The organism is Undibacterium sp. TC4M20W (assembly GCF_049340245.1).
Lineage (GTDB): Bacteria > Pseudomonadota > Gammaproteobacteria > Burkholderiales > Burkholderiaceae_D > Undibacterium.
Genome location: NZ_JBMPPI010000010.1, coordinates 83560 through 102704 on the forward strand (window position 1 = coordinate 83560; position 19145 = coordinate 102704).

Genomic DNA, 19145 nt, shown 5'->3' on the forward strand with positions numbered 1-19145 from the left:
ATGTTATCAAGTTTTCTTTGTAATGTACCATCGTATAGTTGATTTTTTTTCATTGCTTAAGCGACCTATTGATTTAACTCAATGATTTCGTCCAACAATATTGATGCATTTAAATCGTCATTTAATTGGACAAAATTTTAAATGGAGCAAAATGTGGCCAGCAGCTTTCAACAGCGAGAAACGTCTACCGCGTCACAATCCCAAACGTCCCCTGCGCCTTGTCGATGAGACCAAAAAAGCGTACCAAATCTATCTTGCTCCCATCTACCTTCAAATCATCACTGAACAGCGTGTCTTTGACACCCGCTGTTCCCGCCATCATCTTGATGAAGATAGGCTTGGTCAGTGTCAGCGTGGCATTCGCATCTTTTACCGGTTCTGCTTTTTTGTGATGCAGTACTGCGTTTTCTATCCATAGTACGTAAGACTCTTTGGTGTCGGTCAGCACCAGGTTGAGCTTGTAGTCTTTGCCTTCGGCATCGGGGCCGTTGAGGCCGGCGGCCATGGCTTCGAGGAAGCGTTCTATCGGGGTTTGGCTCAACATGTCTATCATGGCTGCGCGGTTCACGCCTTTGGCGGGTGGGCCGTTGCGTAGTTCGTTGGCGGCGGTGAGGTAGCTGTTGCGCCAGGTGGATGCTTCTGCTGCGTAGCCCATTTGCTCGTAGGTGCGTGCCAGTAATTCTTTAGCGTTTTTGTTTTTACTGTCGGCAAAGACGACATGGTTCAGCAGCTCGGCTGTCCAGCGGTATTCTCCCTTGTCGAACGATGTTTGTGCGGCGGCGATGGCTTTATCTGCTCCGCCCAACAACTCTACATAGTGTTTGGCAGATTCCTGTGGTGGCAGGCGGTTCAGGTTGGCGGGGTTGCCGTCATACGCGCCTATGTAGAACTGATACACGGCTTTGACATTGTGGCGCAGATCGCCGTAGTAGCCGCGTGCGCCGAAATAATTTTCCAGCGATTTGGGCAGCTTGATCTTGTCGGCGATTTCATAAGGTGTGTATCCAGCATTGATGAGGCGCACAGTCTGGTCATGGGTGTATTTGTAAACGTCGCGCTGTTTGGTGATGAATTCTGCAATACGTGGCTTGCCCCAGATGGGCCAGTTGTGCTGGCCAAAATAGACATCGGCATCGGCACTTTGTGCGAGTGCCTGTTCGAGGTAGCTGCTCCAGCGTTGTGCATCGCGTGCCTTGGCACCGCGTACGGGCAAGAGATTGTGCATGGTTTGGGCGAGTATCTCGGCACCGGCATAGGCTTTTTTATCGGGGATGCTGAAGGTCAGTTCTGACGGTGCTTCTGCACCTGGTACGTTGTGGAAGACAAAGTTCACGCCATCCAGTGTCAGTTCCTGCGTTTCTTTGGTGATGAGCTGGTTGGGTGCCAGCACGCCTATGCTGCCGTAGGCGACAGCTTTACCCAGGCCGGTATCAACCAGACCCTTGGGTGAGCGTTCGAGGTCTTTGCCAAACTGGTAGCCAGAGCGCCTGGCCATGGCGGTGCCGACGAGGATGTTTTCGCTGGTGGCTTCTTCCATGAAGCCATCAGGCGCGATGACGGGGATGTTTTTGCTTTTGATTTCTTCTGGTGTGATGACGCCGAGTGCGCCACCAAAATGGTCGGCATGGCTGTGGGTGAAGACGATGGCAATCACTGCTTTGTCACCGAGGTGCTTGCGGGCAAAGGCAAGGGCGGCGCTGGCGCTTTCTTTTGACGTCAGCGGATCGACGATGATCCAGCCTGTCTTGCCTTCGATGATGCTCATATTGGCGATATCAAAACCGCGCAACTGGTAAATGCCATCAGTGACTTTGAACAGGCCAATTTGGGCATTGAGTTTGGCATGCCGCCACAGACTGGGATTGACAGTGGTAGGGGCTGCGCCATCAATAAATTTCCAGGCATCGAAATCGATAAGTACTTCACCTGCCGGGCCGAGGATTTTGCCTTCTGGTTTGGCGATGAGACCGCGCTTGGCATCTTCAAAGTCTTGCTGGTCATCCAGCGCCAGGCCTTGCGCCATGTCGGCATTGGCTTTGACGGTAGTGGCCGTGGCGTCGCCCATGGGGGTGTTGCTGGCCTTTTTTCCGCAAGCGCTGAGGATGAGTCCGCTGGCAAGGCTGCCAATGAGCAGGGCGGCGAGAGGCGTTAACTTCAAATGATGCATGACAGTCTCCATTATTTATTTTATGGAAGAGCGTAGGGCAGCGAATTGTAGTTGTCCAATGCATTCTTAAGCTAAAATCAATGCGCTGCATGCATGAGCGTATTGAAATGACAATACTCAGGAACTGCGCACATTGCTGATCTTTTATGCTGTTTCTTCAGGCAAGGGCTATGGAACATAATGGAACTTAAGCGACTCAGGCACGTGGTTGCCCTGGCAGATGAAAAGAATTTCGCCCGCGCTGCCGAGCGTGTGCATCTGTCGCAGTCTGCCCTTAGCCGTAGCATACTGGCGGCAGAGGCTGAGTTACAGGTGCAATTGTTTGACCGGGGCACGACCGAGGTGTTGCCCACCCCGGCAGGCAGTTTTTTTATAGACCGGGCGCGCAAGCTGGTGTTTGACAGCAATTGCCTGCAAAGGGATATTGAGTTATATCGCAGCAAGCAGATAGGTGAACTGGCGATAGGCGTGGGGCCATTTCCGGCGGCGACCTTGCTGCCCATGCTGATGCCAGAATTGCGACAGAATTTTGCCAGCGTCAGCTTGCGGGTAGAAGTCAATAACTGGGAATACCTGGCCCAGCATCTGCGGGCTGAAGAGCTGGATTTTTTTGTGGCAGATACGCGTGACCTGCCGCCGGACCAGGACCTGGATATTGATTTGCTGGCGCGGCAGCGTGGCGGTTTTTTTGTGAGGGCCGGGCACCCGCTATTGAGCAAGGCAGAAAGGCTGCCTGCGGATATCCTTGATTATGGCCTGGCATCAGTGCGTTTGCCGCAAGCGATACGCAAGGCGCTGGCGCAATTGCTGGGTTTGCCAGCAGGCGCCGCCTTGCCAATTGCGCTTGAGTGCGATGACGTGCTGACGCTGAAGCGTGCGGCCCTGGAGTCTGACACCATATTGGCGGCCATCAATGCTGCGGTGGCAGATGAAATCCAGCGTGGCCTGATGCTGCCGCTGGTGATTGCGGGTATCCCGAATATGCATTCTGAGGTGGGCATCGTGTCACTGCGGGGACGCAGCCATTCGCCGGTGGCGCAGTTTGTCATAGGGCGCTTCAAGGAACTGGCTGAATTGCATGCGCGGCAGTAGTGGTAGCTACGATGGCCGCTTACTGCCTATACAGTTTCAATCTATCAATGTCTTCACCAGCGTGCGGCCATCCGGCATTGTGGCTTCTTGCCGCAACATGATTTGGCTTTGCTTGGCAAACCAGAATTTGGTGACCGTACCTGGCCGGTTGTAATCGGTGGTCACCAGCCAGCAATCGACATTGCCAGTTGGCCCAGCGATGCTTTCTTCACCTGCCACCTTGAAGCTGTAATAGGCTGGTGCACTGGTGCTGCCAGGGTGGTAGAAGTTGATCCTGGCTTCATAGCCTGCTACGAGGGGCAGGGTTTGCAGGAATTCGATGTCGGTTTCAAAATTGTAGGTGGCTACGGCAGATGGCATGACAAAATCTTTCTGGCTATTGTCGGCGAGATCTTTCATGCCCGTGATCTTGTCGGCGCTGAAGGTGAAGCCTTCTACCAGGTGTTTGCCGTCCTTGTCGGTGATGCGTTCATGGTTGATGGGGGTAAAGCTTGGGAATTGTGCCCATGAATCTAGGAGCTTGGTAGTCGCTGTTGTGTTGGCTTGGGTGGCCTGGGTGGGCACTGGGGCGTTGGACGGTATGGCTGCGCCATCCCAGCGCTGGCGTATGCGTATGCGCTTTTCGCCATTCTGTTCTGTGATCTGTACTTCGCGCGACCAGATATCAAGAGGGACATTGCTGTCGCCACTCTTGAAATAGCGCAGGTAGTGATGCGTGCCATCTTTCAGCAGGGCGATACGCGACAGGGTTTTGCCGGGGGACAGGGTCTCAGTGGCAGCCTGTGCATGGTTGACGCTGGCAAATAGCAGGGCCAGGGCAGGGAACACAATTGATCGCATTATTGTCTCGCGGTATGAGGATAGAGAAGATTTGAAATTTGCAGTGCTGAATTCTGGAATCAGACTGATGCTTTACCACTAAGTTCCTGCATAGATACAGGTGCGGGTATTTAAAAGTAAAAACTGCTGCACATACCGGACAAGAAAGTCGCTAAAATCTTGCTCTGAACAAATTTACCGGAGCCAGCCTTGTCCCTGCATCACCGCCATCGCAGCCAACATAGTCAACATAGTCAACACGACAGCAGTGTTCTTTCCAGCGTTCCCGGCATACGCTATGGCTTTGGCAATGCCCATGACTTTGTCCCCGCCAGTCTCAGCGGGTATTGGGATACTGTGCCCAACAAGCTGCAGGTACATGGCATACGCGTGGTGGAGGTGATGGAAAACCATCAGCAATGTGGTGATGCAGATGCTTTTTTCACGCGCCTGCCGGGCATACCCGTGACCGTGATCACTGCGGACTGCGTGCCGGTGTTAATGGCCAGACGTGATGGCAAGATGATCGCCGCTGCCCACGCAGGCTGGCGTGGCATCGTCGGCGGTGTGGTGCAAACCTTGTGGCAGGAGCTGGCCGCGCAGGGTGAGCAGCCGCAAGACTGGGTGGCGGCCATCGGTGCTCATATAGGTCCATGCTGTTTTGAAGTCAGCGAAGAGCTGGCGGCGGATTTTGTGCGGCAGTTCCCGGACCTGGATGCCACAGCGATTAACCCGCGTTACCGCCATGTAGATTTGAATGTACTGGCCAGGCGTGCCTTGCAGCAAATCGGTATCGGCGAGATAGACCATGCCGTGCCTTGCACCATGTGCAGCAAGACGGCAGAAGGCAAGTATGTTTATCGCAGTTATCGTCGTGGTGACCGTAATTCCTTTCAGCATTCAGGTCTGGTGATTTTGCCTTGATCTGATTTCTAAACCTTGTCTTGCGCGTGCTGGCTCAGGTAGCCAAGAAAATTGCTGGCAATGGGAGACAGGCGTTTGCCTTGCAGGTGAACGATATACCAGTTAGACATGATGGGAAAGTCCTGTACGTCCAGAACGCTCAGGTTTTGATCTGTCAAATGATCACCCAGCGCATGGCGTGACAGAATGGTGATCCCCATGTCGGCAGCAACTGCCTGTTTGATCGCCTCGTTGCTGCCGAGTTCCAGTCTGACCACGGGTGTGATCTTATTCTCACTAAAGTAGTGCTCACACGCCAGCCTGGTGCCAGAGCCCCGCTCACGCAGGATAAAGCGTTCATTTAATAACTGGGCAAATTGCAGCCGTTTTTTTCCTGCCAGAGGATGCTGCAAGGGCGCAACCACGACCAGTGGATTTGGCAAGAATACTTGTTTGACGACGTCGATGTCCTTAGGAGGTGTGGACATGATGTAGATATCGTCCAAATTGTTTCTCAGGCGCTCGACGACGCCGTCACGGTTTTGCACTTCAAGTGCGATATCAATTTCTGGATATTCCCTGCAAAAATCACCCAGCATACGCGGGATAAAGTATTTCGCGGTGCTGACCACGGCCACGCGCAGGCTGCCCTCGGTCAAACCTTTCATGGCTGCGATTTGCTGTTCAAAGCTGCCCCATTCATGCGCCAGACTGCGGGCGGTACTCGCCAACTCTTCGCCTGCCTTGGTCAGGTAGAGTTTTTTGCCTGTCACTTCGTACAAGGGCATACCTATGGTGTCTGTCATTTCTTTCAGTTGCATGGACACCGTGGGTTGTGTCACGTGACAGGCGCGTGCAACAGCACTGATGCTGCGCAGCTCTGCCAGGCGTATGAATATCTGCAATTGTCTAAATGTGATGTTCATAGGGTTTTATCTATGATTATACTTAAAAAAATTGATTTTACCTTATGGTAGCCTGCGTTTACCATGCCTGCCATCGATATACTTAAGGCAGATATGCAGAGCTTACTTGACCCCGCCATCCTCTTTTTTATCTTTGGCATCCTGGCTGGTTTGATGAAATCAAATCTGGAGATACCCTCGCAGATTGCCAAATTCCTGTCTTTGTATTTACTCATGGCCCTGGGGCTGAAGGGCGGCTTTGCGCTGGCGCATTCTGGCCTTAACCTGCAACTGGTAACCAGCCTGGGCTGCGCGGTTGCATTGGCGCTGATTGTTCCCGCATTGTCTTATCTGGCCTTGAAGCGAATTCTGCCAGCCCTTGATGCCGTTGCTGTGGCGGCGACTTATGGTTCTGTCAGTGCAGTCACGTTTATTACGGCGGTGCAGTACATGGATACACATGCTTTGCATTACGGTGGTCACATGGCGGCTGCGATGGCGCTGATGGAGTCGCCAGCGATACTGTTTGCCGTGATCGTGGCAAACACAGTGCGCAAGCGCCATGCGAATGCTGGTGCGCCCGGTGCTGTACCTACACTGGGCAAGATACTGCACGAGTCCTTGACGGATGGTGCGCAGTTGCTGTTGTTGGGGGCCATGCTCGTGGGCATACTTTCCGGTGAGGCAGGCAAGGCATCGATGCAGCCATTTTCTGGCGACCTGTTCAAAGGCATGCTGGCGTTCTTTCTGCTTGATATGGGCTTAAAGGCTGCACGCAACCTGGGACAATTGCGTGGAAAGTCGCCCTTGCTGATTGCCTATTCCTTGCTGGCGCCGCTGGCCCATGCCGGAATTGCGCTTATCCTTGCGGCCCTGTTCAGCGTGCCTGCAGGAGACGCTGCGCTGTTGATGGTCCTTGCTGCCAGTGCCTCCTATATCGCAGTACCGGCGGTTTTGCGCTTTGCTATTCCTGAGGCTTCACCAGCACTGTATTTGGGCATGTCACTGGGTATGACCTTCCCATTCAATATCTTGCTCGGTATCCCTTTGTACATGACAATCGCTCATCATGTATTGATTTGAAACTGCCTCACCTGATTTGCCTAAAAAGCATACAATCTTGCATGCCTGATTGGACTTGTTCAACTTTAGCGGACTCAGCATGAGCAAACATACCCTGAATATTAATGGCCAGTTGCAGGCCGTAGATGTCGCCCCCGATACCCCCTTATTATGGGCGCTGCGCGACAGCCTGAACCTGGTTGGCACCAAATATGGCTGTGGTGTGGGGCAGTGCGGTGCCTGTACCGTGCATATCAATGGCTCACCCACCCGCTCTTGCCTGGTGCCGGTATCTTCGCTAGGCAAACAAAAAATCACTACCATAGAAGGCCTGGACGCCAAGGCCACGCACCCGCTGCAAACTGCCTGGCAAGAGCTGGACGTGCCGCAATGCGGCTATTGCCAGGCTGGCCAGATCATGTCGGCTGCTGCCTTGCTCAAAGACAAGCCCCATCCTACTGATGCTGATATCGATGCGGCCATGGGCGGCAACCTGTGCCGCTGCGCGACCTATATACGCATACGGGCAGGCATACACAGGGTGGCAGAGCTGGCTAATGGCAATATTGGCAAGAGCGGCAAGAGTGGCAAGAAGAAGGTGGCGAAATGAATAAACCTGCAAATATTTCTGCTGAGCCAAAAGTCAATTCTCCGGCACGCCGTGACTTTTTACGCATGTCAGCATTTACTGGCGGTGGCCTGGTATTGGCCTACCTCGGTGCTGGCGACAGTGCGCTGGCGCAGATCAGCAAGCCTGCGGCTAATGCAACAGGTGGCGCAACAGACTTTGTCCCGCATGCCCTGATACGTATAGGCAGTGACGGCACGGTGACCCTGGTGTCCAAACAACCAGAGATAGGCCAGGGCATCAAGACTTCGCTGCCCATGGTGATAGCCGAAGAGCTGGAAGTGAACTGGAAAGATGTGCGCATCATCCAGGGTGATCTTAATCCCGCCTATGGCAGCCAGGGCGCTGGTGGTTCAACTTCCACACCGACAAACTACAATGAATTCCACAGGCTGGGCGCCACTGCACGCACCATGCTCGTCAGTGCCGCTGCACAGACCTGGAATGTGCCAGCCTCTGAATGCCATGCGGCGGACAGTGCCGTGCACCATGCAGCCAGCCAGCGGAAACTGACGTATGCGGCACTGGCCGCCAAGGCCGCTAGCCTGCCTGTGCCAGATGCCAAGGATGTCAAACTCAAGGACCCGGCGCAATTCAAGCTGCTGGGCACACGCATAGGTGGCGTTGATAATGCCGCCATCGTCACCGGCAAACCGCTGTTTGGCATAGACGTGAAATTACCCGGCATGCTGTATGCAGTCTATGAAAAATGTCCGGTATTCGGTGGCAAAGTTGTCAGTGCCAATCTCGATCATATCAAGGCACAGCCTGGCATCAAGGATGCTTTTGTGATTGAGGGTACAGATAACCTGCGTGGCCTCATGCCCGGCATTGCCATTATTGCCGAGACTACCTGGGCAGCCTTCAGCGCCCGCAAGCTGCTGGAAGTTAAATGGGACGAAGGCAAGGGTGCAACTGAAAGCTGGGCTGGCTTTGCCGAGCAAGCCAAAAAACTCTCTGGCCAGCCAGGCACCGCCACTTTGCGCAAGGATGGCGATGTTGCCGCAGCCATGGGTAAAGCCGCGAAGACGGTGGAAGCTGCCTACACCTACGCCTTCATCTCGCATGCTAGCATGGAGCCACAAAATTGCACGGCTGCGTATAACGCACAAGACAGCAGCCTTGAAATATGGGCTCCAACCCAATTGCCAGAATCTGGCCAGGCGCTGGTAGCCGATGTACTCGCCATGCCCAAGGAAAAAATCAAGCTGCACATTACCCGTAGCGGTGGTGGCTTTGGCCGTCGCCTGAGTTCTGACTTTATCGTCGAAGCGGCCGCGATTGCCAAACGCGTCAATGCACCCGTCAAGCTGACCTGGTCACGCGAAGATGATATGCGGCATGATCATTTTCGTGCAGGTGGTTTTCACTTCCTGCGTGGCGCCGTGGATGACAAGGGCAAGCTCAGCGCCTGGCATAATCATTTCGTCAGTTTTGGCAATAAAGTCATGCGGGATGGCAAGCCGCAATTGCAGGCGGGTAGTGGTGCCGGTTTGTCGGGGGATGAATTTCCTGGCCGCTGGCTAGACAATTGCCTGCTTGAACAGACACTGATGGAATGCAATATCCCCATGGGCCCCTGGCGTGCGCCGGGCAGCAATGTGTTTGCCTGGGTATTCCATAGTTTTATTGATGAGCTGGCGCATGCAGCAGGGCGTGACCCTGTGCAGTTCCGCCTCGATATCCTTGGTGATAAAGAAATCGTGCCAGGCACGGGTGAGCGCGGCCAGCCCTACCATGTGGGCCGCATGAAGCGTGTCTTGCAGGAAGTGGCAACCAGGGCAGACTGGGGTAAAAAGAAATTCCCGCGTGGCCAGGGGCAGGGCATCGCCTTCCATTTCAGCCATCGCGGCTATATTGCCGAGGTGGCCGAGGTTACCGTCAGCAAACAGGGTGAGCTCAAGGTCGACAGGGTAGTCGTGGTGACCGATATAGGCTCGCAGATAGTCAATCTTAGCGGTGCCGAGCATCAGGTATATGGCTCGGTGCTGGATGGTATCAGTACCCTGATGTATCCCGAGCTCGATATCCAACGTGGCCGTGTCGTGCAAGGTAATTTCAACGAATACCCTTTGCTGCGTATCAAGGACAGTTATACCAGGATTGAGGCACATTTCCTGAAGACGGATTTTCCTGTGACGGGTCTGGGTGAACCAGCTTTCCCACCGCTGGCTCCGGCAGTGTGTAATGCGATTTTTGCAGCGACAGGCAAGCGGGTCAGGCAGTTGCCTTTGACACATACGGATTTGAGTTGGAGTTGACGCTGGCAAAAATCTTGATGCATTGACGCATTGATGCGCTGATGAATTGATGCGTCAGTCGATTATTGTTTGCGGTTTTCGCAATACTCAGTGAACAAAGATAATGCGTCCTTGAATGACGCATTATCTTGTAGTGTCTGAACTTGTTTTTCAGTGTTTTTTTCTGAGTTTTTTAGGGATGTTGGCTTTTGGTTTGCCAGCGCGATCAGATGTTTTTCATCATATAGCCTGAGTAAAAATTCCCATTGCCTGACACTGCTGTTATCCGGTGTTTGCAATAAGCTGACCCTCGATACTGCATCCACACTGAAGACAAGTTTGCGTGCGTCTGCCGACAAGCCTTCACCAGTGGCTTTAAGATAAGCTTCTTTTAACACCCAGAATTCATAAAACTTCTGTCTCCTGGTTTTGTCGTCAGCCAGGTTGATTTCTGCAATTTCTTCCTTGCTACAAACCACACCCATCAAATCATCCAGATTGACATCATGGTTAAATAATTCGACATCCACGCCCAGCTCTGCGCCGTATTGCAAAGCCACCACGACCAGTTGACCAGCGTGAGAAATGCTGATGGCAGGAACCACACTATTGTCATTGACGAAGCTGATTGATGGTTTGCCGGTAGCCGCGGTGATGATAGATATTTCTTCAGGCGGGACGCCAGTCATTTTTCCTGCTGCCAGTTTCACTAATACACGGCCACCGAGGTATCTGTCCCTGTCATCCTGTTGCAGATAGCGTTGGACACGTATTTGTTCTGCGCTGGTTAACAGGGTGTGCAATCCGGTCCTGTATGTGCGCAGGTGATCGAGTCTGGCTATCCATATTTCTGCTGCCGGGCTTGGGTACATATTCTTTGCGTGGGTAGTCATAGGCAGGTTATATTCATCTGTGCTGCATTATATTGAGAACGCCGATAAAGGAATAGTATATTGAAAATCATCGCCTACCCATTTGCAGGTGGCAGCAGCTATAGCTATGCAAAACTGTCGCGCGAGCATGCGCATGAATGGCTGGTACTCGACCCGCCGGGACATGGCAGCAATATGCGTATGCCCTTGATGCATAGCATACCCGAGATGGTAACGGCCTTGCTGGGGCCTACTTTGCGCGCAAGTGCTGGCAAGCCCTATGTCCTGTTTGGACATAGCATGGGGGCTTATATCGCGCTGGCCATGCTGGACAGGCTGTTGGAACTGGGCGCCAGCCTGCCACAAAGACTGGTGTTGTCAGGTGCTGCCGCACCGCATAGCCGCGCTTCAGAACATCATGCAGAACTGCCGCACAAGGAATTTCTGAAATGGGTGGCAAACATGGGTGGCATTTCAGCAGAAGTGCTGGCAGAGCCACAATTGATGGAATTATTTGAGCCTATCCTGCGCGCTGACATAGGTGCAGCAGAGGCTTATGTTGATGGCAGCCAGCGCCAGCATGATGTACCTGTACGGGTGTTGCTGGGGCAAGATGACAGGATAGCGCTGGCCGATGGCATGGCCTGGGCTGAATGTTTTGTAAATGCGCCTGAAGTACATAGCTTTGCAGGCGGGCATTTCTTTTTGTTTGATGAAGTCGAAAAAGTGCAAAGCCTGATCGCCTGAATGAAAAAAGCGTGGTCCTGATCAGAACCACGCTTGATTATCACTACAGACCAGTTTTAGACCGGTTTTAGAAGCGATACAGCACAGACGCCTCAATCGCACGGCCAAAGATAGGGCGGGCAAAGACCACGCTGCTGCCACTGCCGATGACGCGGGAATTACCTTCCGTCAGACCGAGTTGATTGCTCAGGTTGGTGCCAGCCAGGCGGAATTCCAGATTGTCACCCAGGCCCACCAGGATGCCTGCATCCAGCGTGTAATACTTGGGCAGGGATTGCTGGTTTTCTGCATCGGCAAAGCGCGCATCGACATGGGTGTAAGTGCCATACAGCTTGATATCGCCATTGTCGAACGGGATGCGGTAGCTGGGTGACAGACGGAACTGCAACTTAGGCTGGCGCTTCACTTCATTGCCAGTATTGGTGCCATAGTTTTCATACTTCGATTTCTGATAAGCACCGCTCAGGGAAATCTGGAAATTCTTGATCGGGCGTGCAGCCACTTCAAATTCCAGGCCTGAACCGCTGGAGCCACCTATCGCATTCACATTGCGGCCATCCGCCAAAAACTGCTGGAAGGGCAGGCCAGTGAAGGTATTGTGGAAGAAGGTCAGGTAAGCACTGAAATATTCCGACACGCTCTTCAAGCCTATCTCATATTGCTTGACCTTGGTCACAGGTGCATTCACGCCATTGTCGCGTATGGTATCGAACTGTGGCAGGGAAAAACCAGAATTCAGACGTGCAAATACACTGAAATTTTCTGACACCTTGTAATTGCCACCGAGGGTATAAGACACCTCATTGTCAGAACGATCGACCGGTGTATTGCTGCCGCTCAGTACCGATGCGCTGTTGTTGTACAGGGTCAGCGGGTTATTATCCAGATCTACTGATTTTGGATTCGAGATAACGCCATTCAAACGGCGGTTCTCGGTACGTACGCCAGCATCAACGCGGATACGCTCATTGATCTTCCATTCATCCGCCAAGTAAAACGCCGTGTTCTGTGCCGAGAAATTTTCATTCAAGGTATAGAAAGATGCGCCATCATGGCCATTGCCGCTGACGATCACGCCATTATTCAACTGCACATTGATAGGGCGGGCATTTGGTGTTGCTGTCATCAGCACGCTATTACCCAGATACCACATGTCCTTGGATGAATAGTCAGCGTAATACAGGCCAGCGGTAAAGGTATGGTCTTTGATGATCTCTTTGCTGATACGCAGTTCATCAGTGAAAGAACTCAGTTTCTTTTCTACCGACCAGATACCGGCAGACATTACTTGCTGGTCACCGGCCACTGCAGCGCCACCATTCAGATAAGTTGCCGTACCCGACACAGCCTGCTTGCCACCCGCTGCAGCCACCACATTGGCCTGGCCATTGGCAGACTGGATAGCGCTATTGATATAGCTGGACATGCTCACAGGGCTGTTGCCAGTGAAGATCGCCAGAGTAGGTGCGTCACCAGAAAAATGATTGAGCTTGTTGCTGATATTCCAGCCATTGATGGTCTGCGAGAAATCCACACCAAACAGATTGGCTTGCAAGCCACGGCCATTTGCCAGGTCTTTATTGATGACCTGGCCAGGGCCGACTTCCAGCGCGACATTGCGCAATTCATTGCTGTACAGCGAACCGGTCAAAGGATCAAAGCCAGGGAAAGCCGTTGGCTTGCCGCCCGCAGAGCTGGCAGAGATCAGCGGTACACCGGTATAGAAAGTGTTTTTGTCGTTGACGGTGCGCGCATAAAAAGTCAGCTCGCCCTGGTCCAGCTTTCTGGTGACGCTGGCAGTGATTTGCCCGCCGTCGTCTGCCGGGTATTGCCCGTCACGCACGCCTTGTGCTACGCGGTAAAAGCCACCTATGGTGCCATACCAGCCATCGGCAATCTTGCCGCCATAATAACCATCAATACGGCGCAGATTGCCCGTGCCCACGGTAGCACGCAAACTGCCTTCTGCCACATCACGGCCTTTCTTGAGCAAAAAGTTCATCGTTGCACCAGGCTGACCGTTCGAGAAAATAGGGCTGGGTCCACCGCGCAAGACTTCTACCCGTTCTATAGTGTCATCAATACGGAACAGCGATGAACCTTCCAGGAAAGACAGGGTAGGTGGCGGGAACAAAGGTGAGCCATTCATTTGTATCGTCACAAACGGCGCATCACCATCAATGGGGAAACCACGCACACCTATATTTGCACCGGCATTACCGCCGCTGGATTCGGCATAAATGCCGGGTACGATTTTCAGCAGATCGGCGGTGCTGCTCGGAGCGGCCTGTTTCAGTTGTTCTTCATTCGCGGTGGTGATGGAATAAGACGCATCAATCTTGCGCTGGCCACCGTTGCGGGCATTACCGGTCACGACGATTTGCTGGACTTCATCTGCCTTGGCTGGGGCAGTGGCATTAGCAGTATTGGCCGTTGCCGCTGTGTTGGTTTCTGGATTGCTGGCGACCTGGGCTTGCGCCTGGCTCAATAATGTCATCATGGCGATAGTGATCGCCGACAAGCGGAAAGGCTTGTTGCAGTTCATGTTGTGCTCCTGAATATTATTAAAGTTTGTCGTCCCTAACATCCGTTCAAGGGCAATACGTCCATTTTCCATGATACGCATTGTTGCCTCTTGCCACTTCCTAAATGAGCCTGGCCTGGTTTTTTGTGTGGCCTGTTTCCCTGGTACTCAAGTGACGAGATGTAAAAACAAGCTCATTGAAACAATAAATGTTATCGATGTCAATTGAAATGTTATCGATGTCATTTATTCGACACAGATAAATTTATTGATTAAAAATACAATAGTTCCTCTGGGAAATGAAACCTTGCTTAAACTCGCTTGCACAGATGCTGGCATGAGAGCCACAAAATTTCTGACGTGTTTTTGCCTGATTTGCCCCTGTGTTGTGCGGCAGCCATACGGGAGGAGGTGGTGTTCACTTTGCGCAGCATTGGTGGTGGATATATCGCAGCCAAACAAGCTCTGTCATAATGCGCGGGAAATAATCAGTTTCACAGGGGCTAAGCCAGACATAGTGCTGAGTTTGCCCGAAGCTGAAATCACCGCACCCGAAATTTCTACATCTGGCAATTGTTAATAAGGTCTTTGCATGTCGGCAAAAAAACGCAGCACACCTCATCCCGAATCCGGGGTAACGATGGAACACCTGGCAGCCATTGCCGGGGTTTCGACCATTACGGTGTCGCGTGCCCTGCGTAACAGCCCGCTAGTGACGGTAGAGACGCGTGAAAAAATCCGCAAGATTGCAGAAGAGCAAGGCTATCGTTTCAACGTCAGCGCCCGCAATTTGCGTTTGGGCCGCAGCCATTCTGTCGCCGTTGTAGTGGAAATGACACCAGCCAATGACAGGCCCATGTCTGACCCTTATCCGCTGGAATTATTGGGCGGCATCACGCAAGAGTTGACGACCGCAGGTTATAGCGTGGTGCTGACTTCCATGCAGCTCATCGACACGCCACCCGTACAAGGGGCTGATGGCATGATCTTGCTGGGACAAGGTTCTCACGGTGAAGCCGTACACCGCTTGCAACGTTCGGGCTTGCCACTGGTGATCTGGGGCGCACCAGATGCCAATCAACCAGGAATCGTCGTCGGCAGTGATAACCGCAAGGGCGGTGCCAGCGTGGCTGAACGCTTTATCCAGCAAGGACGGCGCAAGCTCTTGTTCATAGGCGACATCGATCATGCCGAAGTGCAGGAACGTTGCGCCGGTTTTATGGAAGCGCTGGGTGACCAGCAGCACGCAGTCACCATCCTGCGCCCCAAGGCATTTACCTTTGAAGCAGGGTTTGACTGCATGTCTACCTACCTGGATAAAAAAGACAAAACTTTCGACGCCGTATTTGCCGCCAGCGACTTGCTGGCCATGGGCGCGATACGTGCAATTACCGAAGCAGACATGACCGTGCCCGGCCAGGTATCTGTCATCGGCTATGACGACACCCCAGGTGCTGCCAGCTTTATCCCGGCACTGACCAGCGTCCACCAATACTTGCGCGACGGCGGCATCCTGCTCGCCAAGAAAATCCTTGGCCTCATCAATGAAGAAGCCGTGGAGTCTGAGGTTTTGCAGACTATGCTGGTGGTCAGGCAGACGTGAAGCCGATGAGGTTTAGTCGCTTCACCACTGTTAGCCCGTAACTGTCATTGATCTGTGTAGCTGTTTTAGATAAGATAATGGCAGCGCTGCTATCTGGTGCCATTCAATAAGCAGCCCCCACTACAGCCAGCATTTTCCTGTTTCCCCAAGAATAGCCAGCCATTTTTTTTCAGCCTGGATATTCACGATGTTTATCTGCAATCCCCAGTTTCACAGGATCTCAAATGGTCGCTATTTCAGGACTGCTTATGTTGCCTAAGTCAGTGCGCACGGTATTGCTGCGTTTGCATTTGTGGCTGGCACTCACGTTTGGCAGTGTATTCGTGCTATTGGGGCTCACTGGCAGCATCATCTGCTGGATGCATGAGCTTGATCATGTACTCAATCCTGGCCTGTTCAGCACTGCACATCAAACTCATACTGCTGAACCGATCAAACCAGAAATGGTACAGGCTGCGCTGGATAGCCTGACGGCCAATCCCGCTTATGGCAAGCCCAGGCAATTGATGCTGCCTACCACTACGGCAGATGTCATTACCGTCTGGTATCCTGCCAGACCAGCTACGGGCAAGTCTGCGTTTAGCCAGGACTGGTCACGCCAGGTCATGCTTGATCCGGCCACGCTGGAAGTGAAAGGCGAGCGTAACTGGGGGCAATACGGCATTTCAGGGAGTTTGCTCATGCCAAGCCTGTATCACTTGCACCGCTATGTCTTGTTGGGTGAGACCGGCAAGACCTTGATCGCAGTCAGCGGCATCATGCTCGTGCTGATGTCGTTTATTGGCCTGTTTTTATGGCTGCCCAGGCCTAACTGGAAAGCCTTGCGACAGGCACTGACAGTCAATCTGTCTGCAACCCCGGCGGCCATCAATTTTCGCCTGCACCGCATGCTGGGATTTTTTGCCTTGCCTGTGCTCCTGTTGCTCGGATTTTCTGGAGCCTACTTCAATCAGCCACAATGGATATTGCCCGTCATAGGCAAAGTATTGCCAGTCACACAGACACGCAAGCCGGGGGATGCACATGTGCTTCCCGGTCAGCACATCACTGCCGTACAAGCCATGCTGATAGCACAAGGCGTATTCCCGCATGCCAGAATTTCTCGCCTGGGTTTGCCATCGGCTTCTGCTGCCGTGTATGAAATCCGTCTGCACCAGCCCCAGGAAATGCATAGCGGCGATGGTGCCAGCAGGGTTAGTGTAGATGCTGGCAGTGGCCATATCATCAGGGTTGCCGATCCGCTACAGGGGCAGGCTGGCGACCGCTTTCTGGCCTGGCTGTTTCCTCTGCATAGCGGCATCGCTTTTGGCATGCCGGGCCGGATATTCATTTCTTGCTTTGGCCTGGTTCCGCTGGTGTTGATGCTGACGGGCTGGCGCATGTGGCGCAAGCGCAAGAGCAAATAAAAAAAAGCCGGATGCGCGATGTATCCGGCTTACCTTGCTATGGAGCTGTGTTCAAGTCCCTCGCACTTAGAAGCGTGTATTCAACACCAGATAGGCATTGAACGGTGCACCCGGCTGTATCTGCACATTGTTGTTGGCTGACTCCATGTAGCGGGTATTGCCGAGGTTATTGAGTTTCAGGGTAATGTCATAACGGGCCTGCATATAAGTCAGTGCCAGATCGACACGGGCGTAGCCTGGCAGACGTACCGTATTGTCAGTCAGGGCATACTGCTCGCTATGGGCAATGATGCCTGCACCGGCACTCCAGTTCTTGTTGAAACCTTGTTTTAACCACAGACTGGCATTGTGGGATGGCGTCATTTCTGCACGGTTGCCTATGCGTATATCATTCGATGCGACTATCTTGGCATCGTTATAGGTGTAGCTGGCATTGACCTGGGTAGCGCTGAAAAGTTGTCCCTGCAGTTCAAGCTCCAGCCCCTGGTTGCGCTGACGGCCAATTTGCAACTGACGCAAACCTGTCAGGTCAGTTGGATCAGCAGTCAATTGATTGCTTTGCTCCACCCTGAACAAGGCGACGCTGGTGTACAGGCGTTTATCCAGCCACTCTTGCTTAAAACCGATTTCCTGCAAGTCAGTTTTCAGAGGCTTGACCTGGCTCAAGGGATTGCTGCCGGTGTAAAGCAAGTCACCACCGGCAGGCTGATGTGAGCGACTGATAGTGGCATAGGCAGACTGTTGCGGCGTGATTTTATACACCAGTCCCATGCGTGGTGAGAACAGGTTATCGGTGCGCTCGCTGACGGCATTGTTGAGCAGCCTGTTGGTTTGTTTTTGTTTGAACTGGTCAAAACGGCCACCAAGCAGTATGTCCCATTCATTCGTCAAGACAATCTGATCCTGCAGGTACAGGGCCGTGGTATCGGCATTGAAGCGGCTGTCTATGGCCACAGGCAAAGCCCTGAAGTCAGGTGCTGTCAGCAATTGCTGGGGACGGTATAAATCCACAGGGTAAGCCGTGCCAGTTTGCCTGACCAGGGAATCGCGTTTTTGTTGGGATAACTCCAGGCCAGCCAGCAACAGGTGGTTGCCTATGGCGTACGTCAGTTCAGTCTGGTTGACCAGATTTTTTTGCTGTATGGGGAAGTAGGTAATCTGGCGTGATACGGTATTGTCAGCATTCACACGCCGGTTGCGCGTGTTGACGCCATCGAGATCAGTCTGGCTGTATTGCAGGTTGTTGATCAGGCGAAGTTGCTGATTGAATTTATGTTCCAGCCTGGCTTTAAAAAGATCACTATTGGTTTTGGTGAAGTCAAATTTTTCACCATAAAAAGTGCTGGCATCAACCGCCACGGCACGTCCATTCAGCGATGGTATGCCACGGTCAGGCGTGTGGTCTTCGCGCTGTATTTCCGTCTGCAGCAGCAAGCTGGTTTGCGGGCTGATATTCCATGACAGCGATGGGGCCAGCAGCGTGCGCTTATGATCAACAATATTGCGGTAACTATCACCCGCATCATAGGCTGCAATCAGGCGGGCATTGAGCTCATTACTCAAGGCACCACCTGCATCGACACTGAGCCTGCGCTGGCTGTTCGAACCCAGCGCCAGTGAAATTTCATTGTCCTGTTTGGCCTGCGGTTTTTTGGTAAGGCGGTTGATCAGGCCCCCGGCTGCGCCACGGCCATATAAAGCTGCCGTGGCACCCTTGATGACTTCGAGTTTGTCGGTGGTGGCAAGATCGCGAAAATACAGGCTGTCGTCACGCATGCCATCGAGCAGGGTTTCCCGTGGGGAGTAAAAACCACGTATATAAAATTCATCACGGCGGCCTTCGCCTTGCCCGGCGATAATGCCGGGCGTATAGGCCAGTGCGTCCTTGCTACTGTTGACGGCACGGTCGCGCAAGTCTTCATTATTGACGACGGATATCGATTGCGGGGTTTCAAGCAAAATGCCATTGGTTTTGCTGGCACCGCTTACCCGGCTAGCTGCTGGCCTGGACTGAGCCTTGACTTCAATTAACGGCAAGTCATTTTGTGTCGTGCTTTGCGCCATCACTGCATGGCTATAAGCCTGACCTAGCAAGGCCGGGAGTATCAGTGAAAAAGGTTTTACGTGCATAATTAATACATCATTTGGAGTTGAAAAAAATGGATACAGAGTGGTGA

14 protein-coding genes are annotated in these 19145 nt (G+C 52.8%); 8 read left to right on the forward strand and 6 right to left on the reverse strand.

Going from position 1 to position 19145, the window contains the following annotated elements; genetic code table 11:
• Window positions 1-184: 184 nt before the first annotated feature.
• A complete protein-coding gene (locus ACO0LL_RS14365) occupies window positions 185-2167 on the reverse strand; it encodes an alkyl/aryl-sulfatase (protein ID WP_422951535.1) in 1983 nt (660 codons plus the stop codon).
• Between the two features lie 180 nt (window positions 2168-2347).
• Between ACO0LL_RS14365 and ACO0LL_RS14370 the strand changes: the two genes are divergently transcribed.
• The gene (locus tag ACO0LL_RS14370; RefSeq protein ID WP_422951536.1) at window positions 2348-3259 is read left to right on the forward strand and encodes a LysR family transcriptional regulator; all 912 of its coding nucleotides are present in this window, start codon (window positions 2348-2350) and stop codon (window positions 3257-3259) included.
• A 36-nt stretch (window positions 3260-3295) separates the two neighbouring features.
• Here the strand turns inward: ACO0LL_RS14370 and ACO0LL_RS14375 are convergent, their stop codons facing one another.
• On the reverse strand, window positions 3296-4099 hold the full coding sequence (locus tag ACO0LL_RS14375) for a hypothetical protein (protein WP_422951537.1): 804 nt from the start codon (window positions 4097-4099) through the stop codon (window positions 3296-3298).
• 189 nt (window positions 4100-4288) lie between these two features.
• On the opposite strand from ACO0LL_RS14375, the gene ACO0LL_RS14380 reads away from it, so the two are divergent.
• The gene (locus ACO0LL_RS14380) at window positions 4289-5002 is read left to right on the forward strand and encodes a polyphenol oxidase family protein (protein WP_422951538.1); all 714 of its coding nucleotides are present in this window, start codon (window positions 4289-4291) and stop codon (window positions 5000-5002) included.
• 8 nt (window positions 5003-5010) lie between these two features.
• Here the strand turns inward: ACO0LL_RS14380 and ACO0LL_RS14385 are convergent, their stop codons facing one another.
• Window positions 5011-5907 (reverse strand): LysR family transcriptional regulator, encoded by an 897-nt coding sequence (locus ACO0LL_RS14385; RefSeq protein ID WP_422951539.1) that lies wholly within the window; start codon window positions 5905-5907, stop codon window positions 5011-5013.
• A 93-nt stretch (window positions 5908-6000) separates the two neighbouring features.
• On the opposite strand from ACO0LL_RS14385, the gene ACO0LL_RS14390 reads away from it, so the two are divergent.
• From ACO0LL_RS14390 to ACO0LL_RS14400, 3 genes are all read left to right on the forward strand, one after another.
• Window positions 6001-6969: a sodium-dependent bicarbonate transport family permease gene (locus ACO0LL_RS14390; RefSeq protein ID WP_422951540.1), complete on the forward strand. Its 969-nt coding sequence runs from the start codon at window positions 6001-6003 to the stop codon at window positions 6967-6969.
• A 79-nt stretch (window positions 6970-7048) separates the two neighbouring features.
• The gene (locus ACO0LL_RS14395; protein ID WP_422951541.1) at window positions 7049-7558 is read left to right on the forward strand and encodes a (2Fe-2S)-binding protein; all 510 of its coding nucleotides are present in this window, start codon (window positions 7049-7051) and stop codon (window positions 7556-7558) included.
• A complete protein-coding gene (locus tag ACO0LL_RS14400) occupies window positions 7555-9837 on the forward strand; it encodes a molybdopterin cofactor-binding domain-containing protein (protein ID WP_422951542.1) in 2283 nt (760 codons plus the stop codon). The genes ACO0LL_RS14395 and ACO0LL_RS14400 overlap by 4 nt, the downstream gene beginning before the upstream one ends.
• Before the next feature lie 62 nt (window positions 9838-9899).
• Here the strand turns inward: ACO0LL_RS14400 and ACO0LL_RS14405 are convergent, their stop codons facing one another.
• Complete coding sequence (locus ACO0LL_RS14405) at window positions 9900-10709, reverse strand: 4'-phosphopantetheinyl transferase family protein (protein WP_422951543.1); 810 nt, start codon at window positions 10707-10709, stop codon at window positions 9900-9902.
• 60 nt (window positions 10710-10769) lie between these two features.
• Between ACO0LL_RS14405 and ACO0LL_RS14410 the strand changes: the two genes are divergently transcribed.
• Window positions 10770-11435 (forward strand): thioesterase II family protein, encoded by a 666-nt coding sequence (locus ACO0LL_RS14410; protein WP_422951544.1) that lies wholly within the window; start codon window positions 10770-10772, stop codon window positions 11433-11435.
• A 67-nt stretch (window positions 11436-11502) separates the two neighbouring features.
• Here the strand turns inward: ACO0LL_RS14410 and ACO0LL_RS14415 are convergent, their stop codons facing one another.
• Window positions 11503-13980, reverse strand: a complete 2478-nt coding sequence (locus ACO0LL_RS14415) for a TonB-dependent receptor (protein WP_422951545.1) — start codon at window positions 13978-13980, stop codon at window positions 11503-11505.
• A 571-nt stretch (window positions 13981-14551) separates the two neighbouring features.
• On the opposite strand from ACO0LL_RS14415, the gene ACO0LL_RS14420 reads away from it, so the two are divergent.
• Together ACO0LL_RS14420 and ACO0LL_RS14425 are read left to right on the forward strand one after the other, a co-directional pair.
• The gene (locus tag ACO0LL_RS14420; RefSeq protein ID WP_422951546.1) at window positions 14552-15562 is read left to right on the forward strand and encodes a LacI family DNA-binding transcriptional regulator; all 1011 of its coding nucleotides are present in this window, start codon (window positions 14552-14554) and stop codon (window positions 15560-15562) included.
• Between the two features lie 248 nt (window positions 15563-15810).
• The gene (locus ACO0LL_RS14425; RefSeq protein WP_422951547.1) at window positions 15811-16968 is read left to right on the forward strand and encodes a PepSY-associated TM helix domain-containing protein; all 1158 of its coding nucleotides are present in this window, start codon (window positions 15811-15813) and stop codon (window positions 16966-16968) included.
• Between the two features lie 66 nt (window positions 16969-17034).
• On the opposite strand, the gene ACO0LL_RS14430 is transcribed toward ACO0LL_RS14425, so the two are convergent.
• A complete protein-coding gene (locus ACO0LL_RS14430; protein ID WP_422951548.1) occupies window positions 17035-19098 on the reverse strand; it encodes a TonB-dependent receptor in 2064 nt (687 codons plus the stop codon).
• Window positions 19099-19145: the final 47 nt, after the last annotated feature.